A 15,418-nucleotide genomic window follows, 5' to 3' on the forward strand; every position below is an offset into this window, starting at 1 on the left:
ATGCGACGTTGCGACGCGGCCGGCTTCGGTCCTTGCGTGCGGGTTCGCGAGTATGCAACCGTGTATGTAAGGAGCGACATATGACTGTCGAGAAGAAGGATATCGATTGGGGTAGCCTCGGCTTTGGCTACATGAAGACCGATTACAGCTATGAGGCCCATTGGAAGGACGGCGAGTGGGACGAGGGCGGCCTGACCACCGACCACACCCTGCATGTCTCCGAGTGTGGCGGCATCTTCCACTACTGCCAGGAGGTCTTTGAGGGCCTGAAGGCCTACACCGCCGAGGACGGCAGCATCGTCTGCTTCCGTCCCGATATGAACGCCGAGCGTATGTACAACTCCGCCCAGCGCCTCGAGATGCCCCCGTTCCCCAAGGACAAGTTTGTCGAGGCCGTCAAGCAGGTCGTCTCTGCCAACGCTGCATGGGTTCCGCCCTTCGCCTCTGGCGCAACCCTGTATGTGCGTCCGTTTATGATCGGCTCCGGTGACGTGATCGGCGTGGCTCCCGCTCCTGAGTACACGTTCCGCATTCTCGTGACCCCGGTCGGTCCGTACTTTAAGGGTGGCCTCAAGCCCGTTAAACTGCGCGTTTCCGAGTACGACCGCGCCGCACCGCACGGCACCGGCAACATCAAGGCCGGCCTGAACTACGCCATGTCCCTCAAGCCCACGATGGAGGCCCATCGCGAGGGCTATGCCGAGAACCTGTATCTCGACTCCGAGTCCCGCACCTATGTCGAGGAGACCGGTGGCGCCAACGTCCTGTTCGTGAAGGAGGACGGCACCCTCGTCGTTCCTCAGTCGCACACCGACTCCATCCTGCCCTCTATCACCCGTCGTTCGCTCGTTCAGGTTGCTCAGGACCTGGGCATGACCGTCGACCAGCGTCCCGTCGAGTGGGCCGAGGTCAAGGCCGGCACCTTTGTGGAGTGCGGCCTGTGCGGCACCGCTGCCGTCATCTCCCCGGTTGGCGAGATCGACAACAAGGTTTACGGCGCCGACGAGACTGTGACCTTCCCGGCTGGCTACACCGAGATTGGCCCTGTGATGAAGAAGCTCCGCGAGACCCTGACTGGTATCCAGTCTGGTGCTGTCGAGGACAAGCACAACTGGGTTTACACCGTCGCGTAATTTGTCTTACCTATCCGGGCAGAGAGCAAGTTCCCTCCCGGCGCGTCCTCGGACATGCAAGAAGCCCTCGCTGCGCACTTCGTGCGGCGAGGGCTTCTTGCGTCCTGCGGAGTGCGCCGGAAAGGAAGGCCGCGCTTTTGTTTTGGTTCGCGCCATGTGGGGGTGGCGGCGATGTGCATTTTTGCGAGTATTCTGCAATCGAAGGCCCCTGCATACCGACCTCGGGCAAAAAATCGGGATTTCTCGATGTTTTCTACGGATGATGGGCGGGGTTATGGGCTTATAGCGTTTGATTTGCAGGGATATTCGCGGTCTTTGGCACTTATCGTGGCGCCCGAAGCTCTTGGTTATGTTGAATACTCCTAAAAATGCACGACGCTTAGAGGGGGACCTTTGCGAAAAAGGAAACCGCCCCGTCGAAGTATGCATTTGACGGGGCGGTTTATACATTTGGACGATTAAGGATGCGCTGTCAAACTACTAGAACTTGACGGTCGGGGCCTGGCGGGCTGCTTCGGCGGCCTCGAAGCCCTGGCGCTCCTTAAACTGGAAGATGCCAGCAAAGATGACAGCCGGGAACGTCTGAATGGCGTTGTTGTAGCTGAGCACGCAGTCGTTGTAGCTCTGGCGTGCATAGCTAATCTTGTTCTCGGTGTCCTCGAGCGATGCCTGCAGCTGCGTAAAGTTGGTGTTTGCCTTAAGATCGGGATAGGCCTCGGCCACAGCGAAGAGCTGGCGCAGTGCGCCGGTCAGCACGTTGTCGGCTTCCATCTTGGCCTCGGGCGTGGTGGCCTTGACGGCGGTGTTACGCGCGCTGATCACGGCGGAGAGCGTCTCCTGCTCGTGCTTGGCGTAGCCCTTGACGGTTTCGACCAGGTTGGGGATCAGGTCGTTACGGCGCTGCAGCTGCGTATCGATGTTCTGCCAGGCGTTATCGATGCGGTTACGCTTGGTGACCATGTTGTTGTAGATGCCGGCGATGGCGCAGACAATCACAATGACAACAACGATGCCGATGATGACGGTAATCATGATGTCTCCGTTTCGAATGGCCGCGGCGGCATGCGCCAGCTGCCGTTGGTATAACGCTACTAGTATACCCGCAACGTTTTACCGTGCCGAACTTTCCGGTAAGCGTTGTGTTTTCGGCGGGGTCGGCACCGGGGCAAAGCGCGCGAGGTACAGGTGTAAGATATGCGACAGATTGACGAGTGTTGTCTTTGCCCTGAGGATGGCGATGCCAGTGGACCTTCGCATTAAGAAAACCTACCGCGCCCTTTTCGATGCCTTCACCGAGCTTCTCGAGGAGCATCGTTTTGAGGACCTGACGGTTGCCATGCTTTGCGACCGCGCCATGATTCGCCGCACGACGTTCTACAAGCACTTTCGCGACAAGAACGATTACTTTGCCTTTTATATCGATGAGCTCATGTCGGGCTTGCCGCAAAAACAGCCCGATGAGGCCGGCGCAGTGTCTGCCGAGGACGTGCGCGCGCTTCGGCACGCGATTTTGGACGATGCTATGGATTTGATTCTGACGCACGAGCGGCTCATGGATAACATTTTGGCAAGCAGCATGTCGGGCATGTTGACCAACGTTATTTGCGACCGCATTGCCCGCTCCATCCGCGAGCGTGTGATGAACGTGCTTGCCGAGGATGCCCTGGCCCCCGTGTCACTCGAGACGACGTCCGAGTTCGTCGCCGGCGGTATTATTCGACTTTTCACGATATGGTGGGAATCGGGCCACGATCTTGAGCGTCGACCCGAGATGGCCGACGTGGTCGATGCACTGTTCGAGCGAACCATGACGCCGGTGCATCACTAGAAGTGGCGGAGAGAGGGGGATTCGAACCCCCGGAACGCTCTCGCGCTCAACGGTTTTCAAGACCGCCGCATTCAACCGCTCTGCCATCTCTCCGTGAGTCGTAATGATAGCATCGTTTTGAATTTGCAACAGGGAAGGCGAACGATGACGATCACCGAAATCGACGAGAAGTTCATGCGCGAGGCGCTGGCGGAGGCGCGAGTCGCCACGGCGGTGGGCGAGGTGCCCATCGGAGCCGTAGTGGTGCGCGACGGTGAGATCGTCGCGAGGGCGCACAATCGGCGCGAACTCGACCAGGACCCTTCGGCTCATGCCGAGTTTGCGGCCGTGTGCGCCGCTGCCCAGGCGCTTGGCCGCTGGCGCCTTTTCGACTGTACGGTTTATGTGACGTTGGAACCCTGCTGCATGTGCGCGGGCCTTATGGTCAACGCGCGCGTGGGGCGCTGCGTGTATGGCGCGAGTGATGCCAAGGCGGGCGCGCTGGGTTCGCTGTATGACCTGAATGCCGATTCGCGCCTGAATCATCGGTTTAACGTGACGGCTGGGGTCCTGGCGGATGAATGCCGCGAGCTGCTGAGTAGCTATTTTGGCGGTCTGCGCGGAGCGGGTGGCAGCGGCTGCGGCTGCGGTCCGAACCTTGAGGCGCATGCCGCCCACGCCGCGGCGCTTGCAGGTGCCGGTGAGGATGCTGGCATGGCGGTTGACTTTGGTCCTGCGTGTCGCCGACCCCGCCGTGTGCTGTTGGCGATTGACTCCTTTAAGGGCAGCGTTTCGAGCGCGCAGGCGGAGGCGGCGGTTGCCGAGGGCATGCGCCGTGTGTGGTCCGATGCCCAGGTGGCCGCATTGCCGCTGGCGGATGGCGGCGAGGGGACGCTCGATGCCGTTGCCGCGTGCGGCGGTGAGATTGTGACCTGCGAGGTGGCAGGTCCCTTGGGCGACCGCGTGTCTGCCCGGATGCTGGTGGACGACGAGCGCGACTCGGCTGTAATTGAGATGGCCGAGGCGGCGGGTATTGGGTACTCGCCCTGTACAGAATCGGCGGCGCTTGCGGCTTCGACCTATGGCGTGGGCGAGCTCATGCTTCGCGCGGTTCGCACGGGCGCAAAGACTATCTATATTGGTTTGGGCGGCAGCGCCACCAACGACGGTGGCGCCGGCATGCTGCAGGCGCTGGGCGCGCGTGTGGTCGATGATCAGGGATGCGATGTCGTCCCCGGTCTTGCCGGCCTTGAGCAGGTGGCGAGCGTTGATCTGGCGCCCGCGCTGCAGGCTTTGGATGATGCTCGTATCGTTGTGCTTTCCGATGTCGAGAATCCGCTCGTGGGGCGTCGAGGCGCACTGGCGGTGTTCGGCGGGCAGAAGGGCCTGCCGGCGGATGATGTCGAGGTGCTGCGCAGATACGACGGCTGGATGGTCGGCTACGGTCGCTTGCTCGATGCGGCGATTGCCAGAGCTCGAGCCCAGGGGTTGTTGCGCACACCCGAGGGCGCACGGACATTTGGCTCGGTGCTCGGTGTACCCGGCGCGGGCGCTGCCGGTGGCTTGGGCGCGGCGTTGCTGGCGCTCGGCGCGGAGCTACGCTCGGGTGTGGAGACGGTGCTCGATCTCGTGGGGTTTGACGAGCGCGTGCGCGATGTCGACCTGGTCATAACGGGCGAGGGCAATATGGATGAGCAATCCGCCGCCGGTAAGGCGCCGGTGGGTGTGGCTCGCCGCGCCAAGCGATATGGCAAGCCGGTAATCGCTGTCGTGGGCGGTCGCGCTGACAACCTCGATGCGGTGTATGGGCAGGGCGTCGACTTGGTGCTTCCGATCTGCCGCAAACCCATGTCCCTCGACCAGGCGCTCGAACCACGGGAAGCCACAACCAACCTCATCTGTGCCGGCGAGGCAGCCGCCCAATCCTACGACCTCGCCCGCCTCTAAGGCCTATCTCCCTATAAGTTGCGGTGGAATACGGAGTGTTTTTGCCTTTAAGGTGCCAATTCAGTCCGTATTCCACCGCAACTTCGAGAATGGCCATTCGAGGTTGGCTGCCTTGGGCCTTGGATCGGACCGTTTGCCACGAAATGCGGCCATCTACTACGTTAAACCGGCCACCTTCGACCATCCCGGAATTTGCAAAAACAAAACCGCAGGTAGAAAGCTTGCCGATTTTCGAAAAAGCCGGCTATGGTTGACCCTTGCGGCCTAAACGTAGTAGATGGGCCCTTTCTGTGGTGCGGCACCAAGCCGGTCATTTTGGGATCGGACTATTTTGACTACTCATTGGCTGCTCTGGCAATCGGGCTGCAAAAGTAGTCAAAAAAGCTCCGTCCCAAATTAGCTACCTTGCTCTGGCGGGCGGGAGCGGGTAAGATATACCGAGCGCCTAGCGCGTTCGATGGGTTCGGATGACGACATGTTCCGAATCTGGTCAGGTCCGGAAGGAAGCAGCCATAAGGAGCCTCTGTCGGGCATCCGAATCCATCGAGTGCGCAGGCGCTTTTTGGTGCCGCGGCTACCCGCGAGTGCCGGCAGGGCGCTTGGTGTCTCGCTGGTCCTCGGCTTTGCCTGCGGGATCGCTCGACTACCAAGCGCCCTGCCGGCACTCGCGGGTAGCCGACCAAAACCACCTGAAGGGTCACATTTATCTGAATAATTTAATCCCGTGTCTTTTGCTGCTCGTTGGCGTTGTCTGGAGCGCGGCGGCTACGTGGTTCAAGAGACGGCGGCATTGCCATCTGTTTTTTCAAGTAAAGAGGCTCGTTTCCCTAGGTTGGGGAAACGAGCCTCTTTTTGTCTCTGGGTTTGTGGATTGGCGGAGGTAGTATGTTCTGGCAGCTATTTTGAGTTCTTGATGCGGCGTGTGGCTGTGGCGGTTATTCCGAGGCCTGCGGTGGCGATTCCTGCGAGTGCGATTGCGCTCGGTGCTGTGTCGCCCGTGTTTGCGAGCTTGCCGGCGGTCGTATCTGCTTGCTTGCCGCTGCTCGAGTTCGCCTGCTTGGTGGAGCTTGGTAGGGCGTCTTTGCCGGTTGCAGGTGAGGCAACGGGCGGTGTCGCCTCGGCGGGTTGCGTTGAGCCGGAGGGAGGCACTGTCTCGGCGGGTTTCGTTATCTCGGGCGAGGTGGTCTTATCTGCCGCGGCCTTTGCCTCTTCGTATGCCTTGCAGGCGTCGTCATAGGCCGCTTGCGCCTTTTCCAAATCGCCGAGGAGCGCATTTCGCTTGGCAATGTCCTCGTCGATCTGGGCTTTAGCTTCCTCTGCCTCACTTTCGAAATACTGAACCTGTTTTTCCTGGCTTTCGAGCCGGCGTTGGTAGCGGTGAAGATCATCTTCACAAGATTCTTCTCGCCTTTCTGCCGACATGATCTCACTGCGCAACTGCTTAATATGCTCCTTAATAGCTGTGCTGGGCGCCTCGTCGCCGAGCTCCTTGAGTACCTTATCTAATTCTGCCTGAAGGCCGCTTGTCCGGTTGTGGGCCTCATCGTATTTGGCTTGGGCTGCATCGACGTTCGCTTGCATGGCGGGAAGGGGTTCCCTCCGTTTGGCGGCTTCCGCCACCACCATGTCGTAGAGTTCTTGAAATGCGGCAATGTCATCATCGATTTCCGCAAGTTTCTCGGGACTTGCGGCGTCTTTCGCGGCCTCGAGGTTTTTGAGCGCTTCCTGCATGGCTGCATACGCTCTTTCTTTTGCGGCGGCCGCATCTTCCGTCTGCAAGGCAACTGCACCGGTGGGGGAGCTGGTTTCTGCCGCGATCGCCGTTGCGGGGGCGATCCCCGCGACAAGTGCCGCGGAAAGGGCGATGCCCACAGTTGCTCGTCTTGCTCTTCTTGCGAGAATGTCGTTCATCTCGGCACCTCATTTCAAGGGTCGGCGACTAACTTGGTAGCACTAATGTAAGTATATCAGGCGGTCGACCCGACACTGGCTGGGTGTGCGCGTGCCTTTCCGCTTCTTTGGAAACCGAATCCCATTAGAAATGACGAGTTGTTTACGCTTCTTTTGGGCTCACCGTACTATCATGATTCGAATTGAATGTGGATGATGATAGGGAGCGCCTTTTTATGATTGAGCTGCTTAGGCGTTTTGGTGGTAAGTTTCGCCGGTATATGGTGATCGGCCCTGCGTGTAAGCTGATCGAAGTGATCTTTGACCTACTGACGCCGCTGGTGATTGCCCAGATGATCGACAAGGGCATTGGCTCGCACGACGTGAGCGCCGTTATCCACTACGGCATGCTACTTGCCGCCATGGCCGTGATCGGCATCTCGTTTACGCTCGTCTGCCAAAAGATGGCGGCGCTCACCTCGCAGGGCATGGGCACCGATATCCGCGGTGCGCTCTACCAGCACATCAACAAGTTGAGCTATGCCGAACTCGACCGCTTTGGCACGCCGTCGCTTATCACCCGCATCACCAACGACGTCAACCAGGTGCAGCTCGCTGTGGCGCTGGGCGTACGCATGCTCATCCGCTGGCCCTTCTTGGCGGTGGGCTCTATGTGCGCGGCCCTTGCCATCGACCTTAAGCTCGGCATGATCTTCTTGATCTGCACGCCCGCTATCGGCCTGGTGTTTTGGTTTGTCATGGCGCGCTGTATCCCGTACTACAGGCAGCTGCAGGCAAAGCTCGACCGCATTGCGCTCATTTGCCGTGAGGGCCTTTCGGGCGCCCGCGTGGTCCGCGCCTTTGTGCGCGAGGACCACGAGCGCGAGCGCTTTGCCCAAGCTGCCGATGACCAAGCCAATACCGCCATCGCGGTGGGCAAGCTCTCGTCGATCCTTAACCCCGTCACGTTTCTTGTGATGAACCTGGGCGTGTGCGCCATCCTGTGGGTGGGCGGCATACAGGTCAACGTGGGCGAGCTTACGCAAGGCCAGGTCATGGCGTTCGTCAACTACATGACGCAGACCCTCACCTCCATCGTGTACGTCGCCAATCTGGTCGTGGTCTTTACCAAGGCGAGCGCCAGCGCGTCGCGTATCAACGAGGTGCTCAACTGCGAGCCGAGCATCACCGACGAGGATAACGAGCCGGTCGCACTGCCCCAGGCACCCGCGACGGACGTCGACGCCCCGGTCTCCGCGCTGAGCTTGAGCCATACGAGCTTCTCCTTTGGCGCGGGCGCCGCCAACGCCGTCAATGACGTGACCCTGGAGCTGCCGCTGGGCAAAACGCTCGGCATTATCGGCGGCACGGGCAGCGGCAAGTCCACGCTCGTCTCGCTCATCCCGCGCCTGTACGATGCGAGCACCGGCAGCGTGAGCGTGATGGGCGCCGACGTGCGCACCTGGCCGCTCGATCAGCTGCGCCATGTGGTCGCGACCGTTCCGCAGCGCGCATCGCTGGTGAGCGGCACAATCCGCAGCAACCTGACCTGGCGTGACGAGTCGGCGACCGACGAGGAGCTCTGGGCAGCGCTCGATATGGCGCAAGCGAGCGAGTTCGTGCGCAACAAGCCGCAGGGGCTCGATGCCCCGGTCGAGGCGGGCGGTAAGAACTTCAGCGGTGGCCAACGCCAGCGCCTGACCATCGCGCGTGCCCTGGTGGGCTCGCCGCAGGTTCTGATCATGGACGACTCCGCGTCGGCGCTCGACTTTAAGACCGACGCGGCGCTTCGCCATGCCATTCGCGAGCGCAGCGTGCGCGGTGCCGTCGAGGGCGGGCTGCCGCTCACGACCGTCATCGTGAGCCAACGTGTCTCGACCGTGCGCGACGCCGATATGATCTGCGTACTTGACCACGGTTCGGTCGCGGGCCTGGGCGCGCACGATGAGCTCTACACGACCTGCCAGCTCTACCGCGAGATTTGCCAGTCGCAGCTTCGCCGCGAGGAGCTCGAGGGTCAGCAGGGGAGCACGACGCCCGCGTCCGCTCCGACCGCCCCCGCATCCGTCTGCGCAAAGGAGGGCTGCTAAATGAATCCGTACACTTCCTCCGGTTCGGTCGCCACGATGACGGCCAACGTGTCCGGTAACGATAACCTCAACGACCTGGGCGACGGTCCGCGCCAGCCCGGCGATCCCGAGCGCTATCCCGTGGGTGCGGTGACCCGCCGCCTGCTGGGCTATGTTCGCCCGCATCGCATTTCGTTTGTAGCGTCGTTTGTGAGTGCCGCCGTCTCGGTGATCTTGCAACTCTATACGCCCATTCTCATCGGCGAGGGCATCGACCTTATCGTCGCCGCCGGGCAGGTGGACTTCGACGCGCTGCTGCCGCTTGTTACCAAACTCGCGCTCGTCGTGGTGGGGGCCGCGGCCTTCCAGTGGCTACAGGGCTATTGCGTTAACCGCCTGTCCTACGAAACGGTGCGCGACATGCGCGTGGAGGCGAGCGATAAGCTCAGCCGTATGCCGCTCAGCTTTATCGACAGCCATGCCCACGGCGACCTTATGAGCCGCGTAGTCAACGACGTCGATCAGGTGGGCGACGGTCTGCTGCAGGGCTTTACGCAGCTCTTCACCGGTGTTATCACCATCGTGGGCACGCTCGCGTTTATGCTCTCCATTAACCTGACCATGACGCTCGTGGTGGTACTCGTCACGCCGCTTTCCATTTTTGCAGCTGGTGCTATTGCCAAGCTTTCCAACAAAAGCTTTACGGCACAGCAGCGTATTCAAGGGCAGCTCGGCGGTCATATCGAGGAGTACGTAGGCGAGCAAAAGCTTGTCGACGCCTTTGCCTATGGTCCCAACGCTCAGCAGCGCTTCGATGCCCTCAATGCCGAGCTCTACACCGCGGGCGAGCGCGCGCAGTTTATGGGTTCGCTTTCCAATCCCGGTACGCGCTTTATCAATAACATCATCTATGCCGTGGTCGCTGTGATCGGCTGCGTGGGCGTGATCACGGGCGTGCCCGCGGCGCTTACGGTGGGCGGCGTGCAGATCTTCCTGTCCTATGCCAACCAGTACACCAAGCCGTTCAACGAGGTCACCAACGTCATTACGCAGATCCAGACCGCGTACGCCTCGGCGCGCCGCATGTTTGCGCTGCTCGATGCGCGCGAGCAGGAGCCCGACGCGTCGGACGCTGTAGAGCTTACCGCCCCGCAGGGTGAGGTGACTTTTGAACACGTGGACTTTAGCTACGTGCCCGACCGCAAACTGCTGCAGGATATCTGCATCGAGGCTAAGCCCGGCATGCGCTTTGCCCTGGTCGGCCCCACGGGCTGCGGCAAGACGACGCTCATCAACTTGCTGCTGCGGTTTTACGATATCGATGCCGGACGCATCATGGTCGATGGCCGGTCTTCGCGTGACTACACGCGCGCAAGCCTGCGCCGTGCCTTTGGCATGGTGCTGCAGGACACTTGGCTGTTCGAGGGCACGGTGGCGGAAAACATCGCCTACGGCTGTCCTGACGCCACGCGCGAGCAGGTTATCGAAGCTGCCAAGCGCGCGCATGCGCACAAGTTTATCGTGCAGCTGCCAGGCGGCTACGATACGGTCATCGGCGAGGACGGCGGCACGTTTAGCCAGGGTCAAAAACAGCTGCTGTGCATCGCGCGCGTCATGCTCACCGACCCGGCTATCTTGCTGCTGGACGAGGCGACCTCGAGCATCGATACCCGCACCGAGCTGCAGGTGCAGGCGGCATTCGACGAGCTCATGGCCGGTCGCACAAGCTTTGTCGTGGCGCACCGCCTGAGCACCATCCGCAACGCCGACTGCATTCTGGTGATGCGCGACGGCCAGATTATCGAGCGCGGCACGCACGACGAGCTGCTGGCGGCAGACGGCTTCTATGCCGAGCTCTACCGCAGCCAGTTTGCCCAGTAGGGGCTACCGATTAGCGGCAGATGGTTTACATCTGCGTTGTTAGTACTAAGATATTCATCTAATAAATTGCATTAGTGGCTTTAGTTTTGGGGGAAACGAGGCAACGTGACTATGACGTGCTCTCTGGTGGTTAACAGCAAGAGCGGTAATACCAGGATGGTTTCGGGCGCGATCAAGCGCGCTCTGCAGGCTGCGGGCGTTGAGTTTGTCCATGCCGCGGCGTTGAGCGACGATGCGGATGCAGATCAGGTTGCGCTCGAGGCACAGGGCGCCTGCGCGGCCGACACAGTGCTCGTCGGTTTTTGGTGCGACAAGGGCGCGTGCACGCCTTCGGTCGCGGCGTTGCTCTCCGCCTTGCACGGCAAGCGCGTCTTTCTGTTTGGCACCTGCGGTTTTGGGGCCGACCAGAGCTATTATCAGCAGATTATCGATCGTGTGACCTCCAATTTGGCTGAGGATGCCGAGCTTGCGGGTTGGGCGATGTGCCAGGGCAAGATGGGCCCCGCGGTCAAGCAGCGCTACGAGGCCATGCTCGAGCAAGATCCCGACAACGCGCGCTATAAGATGCTGCTCGACAACTGGATTGCTGCGAAGGACCATCCCACCAAGGAAGATCTGGATAACATGGCCGCAGCCGCCAAGAAGGCCGTACTGGGAGAGTAGCTTCGCCGTCCGCGATCCTTCGTGCAAAACAATACAAATGTGAAAGCCTCGAAGTTCTCGAGGCTTTTTTCTTGACACTTGTGGGCACAACCGCTGCAAGCGTTTGGGGCGACTTTTTCCATCACCCCGATGACGAGGCCGTTCTGGACAACACGCTCGCATATGTTCGCTGGATGTATTCAGAATGGGACGGGCTTTCCGGATGGATGGGGTTTCGGAAAGTGTGTCCCGGAATTCGCCTTTGGAGTGGGATGCAGTTTCCGGTTGAGGGCTCTGGCGGAAACTGCGACCCGGAATTTGCGATCGGAGTGGGATGGAGTTTCCCAACGGGGCCGTAAGCGGAAGCTGCATCCCACTCCGGACGTGAATTCTGGGACACGGTTTCCGGATGCAAAAAGGCCACATGGTGTGGCCTTCAACTTATATATGTTCAGCAGGTGTCCCCATGACAAGCCGCGCTTCAACACCGAGGCGTCTGCCCGGCGACGCGGAATGTAAGGTTCATCGCGAGTTCCGCACGAGCCGGAGAGCACTTAATGTGCTCTCCGTGCGAGCAGGACTGTCCGAGCAGGGAACCTTACGTTCCGCGCCGCCGGGCAGACGAACCAGTTATGAGTGACCCGCTACTTGATCTTGGTCGTGCCCGGCGCCAGGTTGGGGTCGGTCTCGTTGGCCTCGGTCTGGAAGTGCTCGGTGTACACGTTCTTGCCGTCGCGGAACATCTCGTAGTACTGCATCTTGGCGTAATCCTCGCGCGCCTTGGTGGCGGCTGCTGCGGCGGCGTCGTCGCCGGTGACGTTGGAGGAGAGCGCCCAGCGCAGGCTGGCGTCCTCGTAGCCCACCGAGTTGATGGCGGGCAGCGACTCGCGCAGCGTCATGTGCGCCTTCTGATAGTCGGTCAGCGGTGCGCCGATCAGCTGCATCAGCTGCGTGGACAGGTAGTTGGTGGACAGGTCGTCGACCTCGCTCGTCTGGTCGCAGCCGGCAACGTCGTAGTTAGCCCAGATGATGTAGTCGGTCTGCCACAGGCGCTCCTGATGCGTGGCATCGTCCTCGCCGGTAAACCACCTGTCGTTGAACTTGGACGGGAAGAACGGCTGGTGATCGCCCCAGAACACCACGACCACCTTGCGGTCGAGCTTGCTCAAGGCGTTGAGGAAGTAACGCAGCGCCTGGTCGGACTGCTCAATGCACGAGACGTACTCGTCGACATCGGAGAGCGTGCCGTCCTCAACGGTCTTGGCGTCCAGGTCGGTCGTGTCGATGTTCAGGTGCATCTGCTTGTCGACCGGCAGCAGGCCCGTATCGTAGCCCGAGTGGTTCTGCATGGTCACGTCGAAGATAAACTGCGGATCGGCGTTCTGGTCGAGCAGCTCAAGAATCTTGTCGTAGGTCGCCTGATCGGTCACCATGCCACGCAGGGTGTCGGCTCCCTGGAAATCGTTGATGGACAGGAACTGGTCAAAGCCAAAGTCCTTGTAGACGTTCTCGCGGTTCCAGTTGGTTGCGTGGTTGGGGTGCATGGCCGTGGTGGAATATCCGAGCGACTTGAACTGCTCTGCCAGGTTCCCAGTCGTTTCCATGTTGTAGATGGTGTAGGGGTACACGCCCGAGCCCAGGTTGGCCATGGAGTTGCCGGTCATAAACTCAAACTCGGTATTGGCGGTGCCGCCGCCGTAGGCGCTCACGTAGAGCTTGCCGCGGCTGAGGCAGTTGGACAGGTTCTTAAAGTACTGCGGGCCTTCGTAGCCGGCGCGCATGTTCTGGTAGATCGAAAGATCCGAGAAGGTCTCGTTCATGATGGCGATGACCGTGGGTTTCTCGCTATCGAACTGCTCCTTTGCGGCGGCGCGCTCGTCGCTCTTGGCCGCGTCGGACTTGTCGTAGGCCTTGGCGTACTTTTTGAGCGTGGCCTTGGCATCGTCGACGGAGTAGTCGGCGGGTTTGGGCGGCTTGATGGACTGCGCTGCGCTAATGAAAGCGGGCAGGTAGCCCTCGCGCCAGTAGCTCTCGAGCGGGCGCCAGGTGTAGACGGTGATACCGAGGGTGTTGTAGTAGTCGATGAGCGTGACGTGTGCGGTCACGCCGCCCAGGCACAGCACCGCCACGAGCAGGTTGGTGAGCAGCATACGCTTGGCGTTGGCGGCGCCCTTCTGACGGTGCGGTGCCACCAGGCCGGCGTACTCGCATAGCAGCATGGCGATGGCGGTAAAGCCCATGGACAGCACGCAGAACAGTGAGATCGAGAAGGTGTAGCCGGTGCCGGCGACCGCGGCGGCGGTGGAGATGGCCGAAAGGTCGCCCGGCTGGATGGGCATGGATTTAAACGTGATGACGAAGAACTCGGCAATGCCCAGGACAAAGAGGGCAAAGGCCAGGACCGCGGGAGCTGAGCCGTGGCGCTGGAACAGGAAGAACAGGCCGACCATGAGCGTGGTGATGATGGCCCACTCGAGCAGGATGCACAGGGGGTAGACCCAGGTAAAGTCGTGGTTGGACGAGACCTCCATGCCCAGCAGCGCAAAGACGCCGGCGAGCAGCAGACACAGGACGGCGGCGACGAGCGGTTTGCCCACAAAGGCGCCGCGCAGGCGGGCGAGCTTGCCGGTGGGGGCGGGGGCGTCGGTAGCAGCGAACGCAAAGACGCGCGGGGCGATGCGGTCGCGGGCGATGCTGGCCCAGGCGCAGCCGGTGAGAATGGCGTTGGTCAGGATGAGCATCACAAAGGCGAGTGGCTCGTTTTGCGCGACGAGGCCAATGGCGCCCCAAATGGTCAAAAAGAGCTGGAACAGGCCGAAGGCGACGCTCCACCCAAGAGCGCTTTTGGCAACGGTGCCCGACTGAGCGCGAATGGCCTTGGCCTCGCGCAAGACAAGGTAGACGGTCGCCGCAAGACCGACGAGCGAGATGGCGGCAGCGAACATGCTGAGACTCCTCACAAACTAAAACCTACGAAAGCGGGGGTTTACCCGATTGTTACCAAGATATGCGCTGCAATTGGTGTCTGCGCACAACAACCAGCCATATTAACGCGCACGTGTGGCGGTGTGGCGCAATGTAGTGGCGACCTGCGCGATAATGGACGGGAATTACACGGAAACGTAAAGGCTTCTTAAAGAATTAGCGAGGATGAGGCGATGAACGAGCAAGTTTGCACCAAGGCTGTGGATACGTGCGGCTATCCGGTCGAGACGACGGGCAATGCGGTGCTGGACACGTTGGAGCACCGTTCCTCCACGCGTGCCTTTGCACGTGATGACGACGACCGTCCCGTGGCGGTGACCGACGAGCAGCGGGCGGCGATTCTGCATGCGGCGAGCCGTGCGCCGTCGGCGGGCGCCATGATGATGTATTCCATCGTGAGCATCCGCGAGCAGGCTACGCTCGACCGCCTGGCCGACCTGTGCGACCACCAGCCCATGATTGCCAAGGCGCCCTGGGCACTCATATTTGTGGTCGATTATGCCAAGTGGATCGATCTGTTTGAGCACGTGGGCTGCTTTGAGCCCGAGTTTGTCGAGCGCACGGGCAAGGCGCCCCGCCGCGCGCCGGGTTTGGGCGACTTTGCCATCGCGGCGCAGGATGCCGTGATCGCCGCGCAAAACGCCGTGGTTGCCGCCGAGGCCCTGGGGCTGGGGAGCTGCTACATCGGCGATATCGTCGAGAATGCCGAGGAAGTCGCCGAGCTGCTCGATCTGCCGCCCTATACCATGCCGCTATCGATGCTCATCATCGGCACGCCCCGTAAGGAGCGTCCGGCAATCGCGCATCCCGTGGTGAACCTGGTGCACGAGGAGCGCTACTGCCGTGCGGATGCCGCGACCATGGACGCGCAGGTGGCCGAGATGGACGCGATGTTCCGTCCGCATGCCCGCGAGGCGGGGGAGCGCGTCGTGGACATCTATACCCGCAAGCACACGAGTCCCTTTATGGCCGAGATGAGCCGCTCCATGGAGTGGTGGTTCAAAAACTGGCTCGGAAAATGACGGATGTGACAAAGGGACAGCCCCTTTGTCACATTCCATATC

10 protein-coding genes, 1 tRNA gene and 1 other RNA gene are annotated in these 15,418 nt (G+C 60.9%); 8 read left to right on the top strand and 4 right to left on the bottom strand.

Annotated features, from left to right (window positions below; genetic code table 11):
- Nucleotides 1–80: 80 nt before the first annotated feature.
- Nucleotides 81–1,133, top strand: coding sequence for a branched-chain amino acid aminotransferase (locus AAAX59_RS05235; RefSeq protein ID WP_349070996.1), 1,053 nt, complete (start codon nucleotides 81–83; stop codon nucleotides 1,131–1,133).
- A gap of 480 nt (nucleotides 1,134–1,613) precedes the next feature.
- Here the strand turns inward: AAAX59_RS05235 and AAAX59_RS05240 are convergent, their stop codons facing one another.
- On the bottom strand, nucleotides 1,614–2,165 hold the full coding sequence (locus AAAX59_RS05240) for a LemA family protein (protein WP_082421874.1): 552 nt from the start codon (nucleotides 2,163–2,165) through the stop codon (nucleotides 1,614–1,616).
- A gap of 205 nt (nucleotides 2,166–2,370) precedes the next feature.
- Between AAAX59_RS05240 and AAAX59_RS05245 the strand changes: the two genes are divergently transcribed.
- Nucleotides 2,371–2,961 carry a TetR/AcrR family transcriptional regulator gene (locus AAAX59_RS05245; RefSeq protein ID WP_349070998.1) on the top strand — a complete coding sequence of 197 codons (591 nt, stop codon included), beginning with the start codon at nucleotides 2,371–2,373 and terminating at the stop codon, nucleotides 2,959–2,961.
- Nucleotides 2,962–2,964: 3 nt separating this feature from the next.
- Here AAAX59_RS05245 and AAAX59_RS05250 read toward each other — a convergent pair.
- A tRNA-Ser gene (locus AAAX59_RS05250) sits at nucleotides 2,965–3,054 on the bottom strand.
- Nucleotides 3,055–3,105: 51 nt separating this feature from the next.
- On the opposite strand from AAAX59_RS05250, the gene tadA reads away from it, so the two are divergent.
- Nucleotides 3,106–4,887 (top strand): tRNA adenosine(34) deaminase TadA, encoded by a 1,782-nt coding sequence (gene tadA / locus AAAX59_RS05255; protein ID WP_349071000.1) that lies wholly within the window; start codon nucleotides 3,106–3,108, stop codon nucleotides 4,885–4,887.
- 454 nt (nucleotides 4,888–5,341) lie between these two features.
- Nucleotides 5,342–5,437: signal recognition particle sRNA small type (gene ffs, locus AAAX59_RS05260), an RNA gene on the top strand.
- Between the two features lie 347 nt (nucleotides 5,438–5,784).
- Here the strand turns inward: ffs and AAAX59_RS05265 are convergent.
- Nucleotides 5,785–6,798 carry an LPXTG cell wall anchor domain-containing protein gene (locus AAAX59_RS05265; protein ID WP_349071002.1) on the bottom strand — a complete coding sequence of 338 codons (1,014 nt, stop codon included), beginning with the start codon at nucleotides 6,796–6,798 and terminating at the stop codon, nucleotides 5,785–5,787.
- 215 nt (nucleotides 6,799–7,013) lie between these two features.
- On the opposite strand from AAAX59_RS05265, the gene AAAX59_RS05270 reads away from it, so the two are divergent.
- The 3 genes from AAAX59_RS05270 (at nucleotide 7,014) to bilS (ending at nucleotide 11,390) form a co-directional block, all read left to right on the top strand.
- Nucleotides 7,014–8,867 (top strand): ABC transporter ATP-binding protein, encoded by a 1,854-nt coding sequence (locus AAAX59_RS05270; protein WP_349071003.1) that lies wholly within the window; start codon nucleotides 7,014–7,016, stop codon nucleotides 8,865–8,867.
- A complete protein-coding gene (locus tag AAAX59_RS05275; protein WP_349071004.1) occupies nucleotides 8,868–10,727 on the top strand; it encodes an ABC transporter ATP-binding protein in 1,860 nt (619 codons plus the stop codon).
- Nucleotides 10,728–10,838: 111 nt separating this feature from the next.
- Nucleotides 10,839–11,390, top strand: a complete 552-nt coding sequence (bilS, locus tag AAAX59_RS05280) for a flavodoxin family protein BilS (protein WP_349071005.1) — start codon at nucleotides 10,839–10,841, stop codon at nucleotides 11,388–11,390.
- 623 nt (nucleotides 11,391–12,013) lie between these two features.
- Here the strand turns inward: bilS and AAAX59_RS05285 are convergent.
- A complete protein-coding gene (locus tag AAAX59_RS05285) occupies nucleotides 12,014–14,314 on the bottom strand; it encodes an LTA synthase family protein (protein ID WP_349071006.1) in 2,301 nt (766 codons plus the stop codon).
- 213 nt (nucleotides 14,315–14,527) lie between these two features.
- On the opposite strand from AAAX59_RS05285, the gene AAAX59_RS05290 reads away from it, so the two are divergent.
- Nucleotides 14,528–15,376: a nitroreductase family protein gene (locus AAAX59_RS05290; protein ID WP_349071007.1), complete on the top strand. Its 849-nt coding sequence runs from the start codon at nucleotides 14,528–14,530 to the stop codon at nucleotides 15,374–15,376.
- Nucleotides 15,377–15,418 lie beyond the last annotated feature (42 nt).

Origin of the sequence: Collinsella sp. CLA-ER-H2, from assembly GCF_040092405.1 — a bacterium.
Lineage (GTDB): Bacteria > Actinomycetota > Coriobacteriia > Coriobacteriales > Coriobacteriaceae > Collinsella.

Bases quoted from the DNA above. Each gene is read 5' to 3' on its own strand.
- AAAX59_RS05235 (WP_349070996.1), top strand. From the start codon at position 81: ATGACTGTCGAGAAGAAGGATATCGATTGGGGTAGCCTCGGCTTTGGC.
- AAAX59_RS05240 (WP_082421874.1), bottom strand. From the start codon at position 2,165: ATGATTACCGTCATCATCGGCATCGTTGTTGTCATTGTGATTGTCTGC.
- AAAX59_RS05245 (WP_349070998.1), top strand. From the start codon at position 2,371: ATGCCAGTGGACCTTCGCATTAAGAAAACCTACCGCGCCCTTTTCGAT.
- tadA (WP_349071000.1), top strand. From the start codon at position 3,106: ATGACGATCACCGAAATCGACGAGAAGTTCATGCGCGAGGCGCTGGCG.
- AAAX59_RS05265 (WP_349071002.1), bottom strand. From the start codon at position 6,798: ATGAACGACATTCTCGCAAGAAGAGCAAGACGAGCAACTGTGGGCATC.
- AAAX59_RS05270 (WP_349071003.1), top strand. From the start codon at position 7,014: ATGATTGAGCTGCTTAGGCGTTTTGGTGGTAAGTTTCGCCGGTATATG.
- AAAX59_RS05275 (WP_349071004.1), top strand. From the start codon at position 8,868: ATGAATCCGTACACTTCCTCCGGTTCGGTCGCCACGATGACGGCCAAC.
- bilS (WP_349071005.1), top strand. From the start codon at position 10,839: ATGACGTGCTCTCTGGTGGTTAACAGCAAGAGCGGTAATACCAGGATG.
- AAAX59_RS05285 (WP_349071006.1), bottom strand. From the start codon at position 14,314: ATGTTCGCTGCCGCCATCTCGCTCGTCGGTCTTGCGGCGACCGTCTAC.
- AAAX59_RS05290 (WP_349071007.1), top strand. From the start codon at position 14,528: ATGAACGAGCAAGTTTGCACCAAGGCTGTGGATACGTGCGGCTATCCG.